The 6520-nt window shown below is 67.5% G+C and carries 5 protein-coding genes; 3 read left to right on the forward strand and 2 right to left on the reverse strand.

What is annotated here, in order from left to right; genetic code table 11:
* The 3 genes from N866_RS15355 to N866_RS15365 all read left to right on the forward strand — a co-directional run.
* The coding region (locus N866_RS15355) for a hypothetical protein (RefSeq protein ID WP_216699465.1) at positions 1-440 on the forward strand (440 nt) is incomplete at its 5' end.
* Positions 441-450: 10 nt separating this feature from the next.
* Entirely contained in the window at positions 451-2847 is a 2397-nt protein-coding gene (locus tag N866_RS15360; RefSeq protein ID WP_034227958.1) for an ATP-binding protein, read from the forward strand.
* Positions 2844-4229 (forward strand): hypothetical protein, encoded by a 1386-nt coding sequence (locus N866_RS15365; protein WP_034227960.1) that lies wholly within the window; start codon positions 2844-2846, stop codon positions 4227-4229. Before N866_RS15360 ends, N866_RS15365 begins: the two co-directional genes overlap by 4 nt.
* Before the next feature lie 54 nt (positions 4230-4283).
* On the opposite strand, the gene N866_RS15370 is transcribed toward N866_RS15365, so the two are convergent.
* Complete coding sequence (locus N866_RS15370) at positions 4284-4991, reverse strand: DUF2510 domain-containing protein (RefSeq protein ID WP_081802705.1); 708 nt, start codon at positions 4989-4991, stop codon at positions 4284-4286.
* Positions 4988-6175 (reverse strand): SPFH domain-containing protein, encoded by a 1188-nt coding sequence (locus N866_RS15375; protein ID WP_034227964.1) that lies wholly within the window; start codon positions 6173-6175, stop codon positions 4988-4990. The genes N866_RS15370 and N866_RS15375 overlap by 4 nt, the downstream gene beginning before the upstream one ends.
* Positions 6176-6520 lie beyond the last annotated feature (345 nt).

Raw genomic sequence — 6520 nt, forward strand, 5'->3', positions numbered from 1 at the left:
AGACCGGTGGATCAGGGCTCAGGCGCGCCTGGGTGAGCGCGCTTGGCGCAGACCACGGGTTGCGCGGCATTGAGGGCGCCGTGAGCCGGGGACGCGGTGCGGTCATCGCCGTGAGCGATCTCGAAACCGTCCCGGATGAGGAGGGCACCGTCCTAACGCAGGCCCTTGCGGCGGCGCTCAAGGCAGAGCGGGTTGACGTGGTCGTTGTTGACGGCGACGGGCTTGCCGAGATGGTCGACCAATGGGCCGAGCAGGTGGTCGACCGCGCCGGCGTATCCGTGCATGCACGGGTCGAGGACGGTGCGCTTGTTCTTGAAGTCGCCGGCCCTACCAAGGACGCCCGCGCAGTGGTTTCGGAGCTTGAGGCAGTCGACAACGCTCGCGTTGAGGCTCTCGAACGGTTGCTGGCGTACGACGGCCTTGTAGTACGGCTTGCCTGAGTCGTCAGCAATGAGCGCGCACGAGATCGCCCGTGGCCTGTGGGTGTGGGCCGCCCGGGTGCCGTGGCTGCCCGACGTCGGCGTGGATACCGACCGAGTGGACATGCGATCTCTGCTGCTCGGCTACCACTCCCTCGCCGAGACGATGGCGATGGAGGAGCCGGGCTCCTGCGCGCTCCAGGTGCGATTCGAAGTGACACCTTCTCCCAACAGCCGGGTGGGCGTGGTCTCGACCACCGTCGTCGGCCGGGCCCGCAGCCGCGAACGTGCGGAGCGCGTGGGAGGACTCGTCCGCTCATGCCTGCCCCCTGAGCTACCGCTCGAGCCAGTCGGGAGCGCTGACGAAGTGCGTGCGCTGCTCACCACCTGGTCCAATGGACCCAACAGTGACCTCCCGCGTGTAGTCGAAGTCCGGCGCCGCGTGGAAGACGTATCCCTCAGCCCAGATGCCGGGCTGTTCGGGCAGCCCGCGGAGCCCGCTGTGCTGGCCTGGGCGCCGGATCCGCTCGGCCTCCGGCACACGATCGGTGTCCTTGCTCGACACCCGACGCCCGCGATGGTGCTCCTCCACATGGAGCCTGCGCGACCCTCCTCCGAGTTGATGTACACGGTCGATCAAGTGCTGCGCAGCGTCGCGCCGGACGGTGACCCGGCCGCGAACCCCTTGCGCGCTCAGGTGGCGCGGGTCTACCGGCAGCGCCTGCGCGACTTGCCACGGGCCTGTCTGGAAGTGCGTGTGCTCGTTTGTGGGGCGACAGACATCGCCGCGGGACTCGCGGAGTCGGTGGGCGTGGCGCTAACGGAGCCGGAGTCCTTCCAACTCGTTACGGCACGCACGGAACAGGAGGTGGCGCACGCGGTCGAGATCATCGAGGCCCTGCGTGCGCGCTGGTGGGCTGGTACGAGCGACCCGTTGCTCGACGAGACGCTACGCCTGTGCTCGAGCGACGAAGCCGCACGCATCGTGCGGTTACCGAGCCTCATCCGAGGCGGCGCCGCCGGCGTTCCTAGCAGGGTCGTATCCACGCTTCCGCGTGCCGCCCAACGGCACCAGGCCGAGGATGCCGTCCTTATTGGCTCAGCCGTGGGAGGGGGGGAGGCACGGATCTCATTGCGCGACCTCAACCAGCACGTGCTCGTCGCTGGGCTGCCTGGCTTCGGCAAGACCGTCACAACTCAAAGCCTATTGTTGCGTTTGTGGCGCTCTCACCACGTGCCGTTCCTCGTTCTGGACCCGGCGAAGTCCGACTACGCCTCGCTGGCGGGAGCGCTCGGCGACGAGGTGACCCACGTGTCTCTCTCCCCCGCGCGGGTCGCCTTCAACCCCTTCGGCGTGCCGACGGGTGTGCCCCGCGAGACGCACGCCGGTCGGGTCCTGGCGGCGTTCGACGCCACGTTTCGGCTCAGCGAGGTTTGGCCAGCGGGATTCGTCACCCTCGGGCGCGCGATTTTCGACGCATACGAGCGCGACAGCGACGCCCGGCCGGTAGGGCTCGCAAGCTTGCAGGACAGCCTGGCCGACGTCGTTGAGCGGTCCGGCTTCAGCGGTAGCTCTGCGTCCGACATTCGCGCGGCACTGATTGGGCGGATCGACTTCCTCCGGCGCGGGCCGATGGGGGTCGCACTCGATGGCGGACCTGAAGCGACTGTCGATCACGCCGCGCTACTGGCCCGGCCGACAGTTGTGGAGATGCGCGAGTTCGGCGGGCCTACCGAGCGATCGCTGCTGTTCGCGTTGTTGCTCGCCGGTGTCATCTCCTACCGCGAGGTGCACGCTACTGGGACGGGGCTTGGGCACGTCACCGTCCTGGAAGAGGCACACCGGTTGCTCGGCCGCAGCGAGAGCGGCACGTCGGAGGGCGTGCGGCTCTTCGTTGAGGCGATCGCCGAGCTCCGCAGCCAGGGTGAAGGCTTCGTCATCGTCGACCAGGCACCGAGCAGGCTCGACCCCGGGGTGATGAAACTGTGCGGGTCCACGATCGCGCACCGCATCGTCGACCAAGACGAGCGCGAACGAATCGGGGCGGCGGTGCTTCTGGACGAACGCCAGCAGGAGGACCTCGCTCGTCTACCTCACGGGCAGGCTGTCGCGTACACGGCGTCAAGCGATTCCAGCGTGGTTGTCGACGTACGCATGGAGCAAAGCCTCTTGCGACAGGGAACGGACCGCACGGTGGCGGATCGACTTCCCTGGCGCGCGGTGCCACCGGTCCCTGCGAATGAAGGGAAAGATCTCATGTCGCTGGCCCAGGCGTGCAGGAGCGAAGGGCTGGGAGCGCGGGAGACACGGCGTCGGTTGATGCGATTCGTTGTCGATCGACATGGTCGCGATCCCGAGCGCCTTCTGCTAGAGCACGAAAAGGTAGAGGAAGCGATCATGGCCTTACGACGGGCACGAACGCTATGACGGAGATCAGTTTCGAACGACGCCAGTTCACGCCCGAGCCAGTAACGCGCAAACCTGACGAGCACGTGGCCTCGGCGTCCGTTGCGCACGCTGAGCGCGCGGCACGGGTGGTCCTAGCGATCGCGCTCATACCCAACGCAGTGTTCCTTGTGAGGGCCTGGATTCCCGAACTCCTCGACCACCCGATCCTGGACCGGTTCCTGGAACAGGTGTCCCCTTTGGTCGTAACGGGGCTCGTCAGCGACGGCTTGAGCTTCACGCCCGGGCAGTGGCCAGGCTGGCCGGTGCCCCAACTCGCGCTGCTACTGGGCGCCGTGACGCTCTGGGCGGCCGGGACCCGGCGTGGCGCGCTCGCGGTTCTCGCCGCCCCCGCGGCGGGCGTCATAGGGCTGGCCGGCGTCGTCGTGGCCGTGACGACGATCGCTCAAGGGCGGATGACCGACTCGGCCACCGCGGCGCTGCTGGGAGTGCTGGCGGCGGGGCTGGCCGCGCGGACTGCGCAGAAGACGCTGCAGGCTACGGGGGCGCCCCGCCCAAAGCCGGTTTCGGGCACGGGGTGGCTGGTGCTCTACCTGATCGTTTTCATCCTGCCGCTAGCAGTGGGACGAGCAATCTTCGGCCAGAGCATCGGCGAAGAGAGCCGACGCATCGTCGACGCGTCTCAGGCGATTGGGACGGACGCGATGCGCATGGCAGCGCTAGAGAACGAGGCGAATTTGCTGCTCTATGCCGCCGGGGCATGTGTCGGTGTGGTCATCTGGGCGGCGGTGCGGCTGCTTCCGCCGTGGCGCGGGAGATCACTGGTAGCCCCTTTGGCTGTCGGTGTTCTGGCACTGGGCCTCGGCGTCACCGCAGTCGGTGGCCAGGCCCGCGAAGCGACCGATGACGCGCTCGCCCAGCTCCGCGACCACCCGTCGGTGCCGGGATGTCAGTCGTGGTGGCGCGAGAGCGACCCCGAGCCGTCGATCCACCTCACCCAAGGATGTATCCGGGCCGAGACATACCTGGGACACCGGCCCACGGGAACGTGGACGTCGCCGACGACGATGGGGGTTTCCGGCGTCACCACACCTGAGGGCACACCAATCACGTCAAGCACCGCATCCGCGTTGTACGGCGACGTCTTGGTTGTGGCCGCGGCTGGCGCTCCTGACGTCAACGGCGCAGCAGTAACCCTTCTCGGGCTACGCCTGACGGACGCACAGCCGTCCTGGCAATTCCAGTGTGCGGAGGCCGCGCCATTTACCGTGCGCTTCGCTGCAACCTCGAACGAGGAACCCAACGCTGGGCGGATCAGCTTCCCTGACGAGCCACCTAGCGTCGTCGTTGGCTGCCCAGAGGGCATAGTCCGACTTGATCCCGCCACGGGCGCAGGGATATGATACCGGACTCCAGCGTGCCCGGCACGCCTTTTCCGCTCCCGTGGGCCGTCGATCCTACAGACCGAGCGTCCTTGCCTTGGCCGCAGCGAACTCCAGGTCACTCAGGACGCCAGTGCGGTGCAGGTCGGCCAGCATCGCAATGTGCGCGAGTGCGTCTGAAGCTGGGCGTGTCCCGAGCAGCCTCTCCTTCGCCGCCCGATACTCGTCGTCCGTGATGACCCGCGTGTAGAGCAGGTCGTGAAGCTTCTGGAGAGCTCTCGCAGTCTCCGGGTTCGCCAGCGCGTTGATCTGTGCGGTCGCCGTTCCACCGTCGTTCGCTGGAGACGAGAGGGACGGCTGCCCGACCCGCCCGAGGTTCGCCGCGACGCCCCACATGTTCCCGGATCTCCGTCTGGCGTTCGCCGCCTTCTGCTCCTTCGCGATGCGAGCCTGGACCGCTTCTGTCGTCGGGCCTCGGCCGCGGAGCAAGTAGACACCGGCGCCTGTGCAGGCAATGCCGATCAGGAAGAAGGTGGAGAACAGGCCGATGGTCGGCACGCTGCCGTCATTCAGCTCGCTCGCAAACAGGCTCATGAACAGGAAGATTGCTCCGAGCCCCATGAGCCCGAACCCGCTCTGCCGGTCGGCGGCGGCGGCAGCGGCGAACGGCCTTCGGCGCGGTCGAGTATCCCCTGTCCACCGGGAGCCGTCCCAGTACTTGGTCCCGCCGGTCTCTGAGTCGGGGTACCAGCCAGCGAACGTGGGTCGAGAAGCACCGCTCATAGGCCGAGCACCTTCGCCTTCGCGGCGTCGTAGTCCGCTTGAGTGATTAGGCCCGCGTCGAGAAGCTGCTTGAACTTGGTGAGGCTCGCCACCGGGTCGGACTCGTCCGACAAGGATGCAGCGCTGGTCGCCTCAGTGACAACGGCGCTCGGAGCGGCCGTCGAGGGCTGCTGAAGCCCGGCAGCCCCGGACGCACCGGCGGCGATCGCTAGTCCCAGCATGCCGGCCGCCCCTCCGCTCTCGCCCGCCGCGTGAAGTCCCGCTGCGACGGACGCCTGCATGTTCGAGTTGCCGCGGGCACCGAGGAGTGCGTCAGCACGCTGCACTGTCCTCAGCAGCTCGCGGGTGGGCTCGTCGTACTCCAGGCCGAGGATCGCGGTGCTCACGACCTCCAGACCCCGCGTCGAGCGCCACCGGTACGCACGTTCAACGGCGTCCGACAGGCTCTGGGCAACACCGACGACATCTTGCTGGATGCGTGTGATCCGGTTCCCGTTCGACGGATCGTTCGTGTAGATCGAGAGAGCTTGGGCGATGCAGCCCACCACCTCGTGGAAGAGCTGAGCCGCGGCGTCATTTCTCGGGTCTGCGAAGTCGAAGACAACCCCGGGGCGGAGGTACTGAGCGGGTACCCAGTTGCGGATGAACAGGATGGGGTCCGCGATGCGCAGCGTGTAGGTACCTCGAACGACCGCCCCAGCCTGGGCGCTGAGGTATGCGTCATCCCAGTAGATCTCGCTCGCCGTACCGAACCGGTTGTTCGGGAGTTCCTTCATCGACACGAAGAAGGCGTGCTGTTGCGCCTGCGGTCGCCCGCCGAACCTGAACCGGTCCCAGGACGCCTTGAGCGGCCCGACCAGTCCGTCGCCCGCAAAGACCGAGCGGGAGTCCGGGGCGTCCGAGCGCCATTCGTAGCCACCGGGCTCAGTGACGAGACCTGTGACGCCACCGTCCTGCAAGAGGACCACGGCGTAGCCCTCGGGCACGACGATGCGACTCCCGTTGGAGATGACGCCGTCCGAGCCCGAGGTGTTCACGCCCCGACCGGAATCAGTGGAACGGCGCACGGCCGCGAAGAGGGCGGCCGTGGGCGGAAGGCCGTCGGGGACCGTGTAGAAGTCCTTCCACTGGTCGGCAAGGACACCGTGCAGCGCGTCGAAGGCGGCAGCTTTGAACAGTCCCACGAGGTCAGCCTCAGTTCTTCCTTGCGGCCCGTGCCGCGGCGCTTAGGACGATAGTGGCTCGGGCGGCCGGGGAGTCTCCGGCACGCGCGTCGGTGCTCGTAGTTGGGCCGGCGCTGGTCCCGGGTAGGGACATGTGGGACCTACCCGGACCCCACCCGGAGATCTTCATGATGCGCACGACATGAAGCGAGTCCTCCAGCAGTTAGTGCTTTGCCCACTTGACAACTGGGCCTCGCCTTCTCCGCTGTCTTGACGCTGACACGACTGGTCCGCAAGCACGGCGGCGGGCCGGTGGCGACGAAGGGAAGGCGCACCGTTCGAGTCGCGTCCCGGATAGTGGTGTAG

Origin of the sequence: Actinotalea ferrariae CF5-4, from assembly GCF_000603945.1 — a bacterium.
GTDB lineage: Bacteria > Actinomycetota > Actinomycetes > Actinomycetales > Cellulomonadaceae > Actinotalea > Actinotalea ferrariae.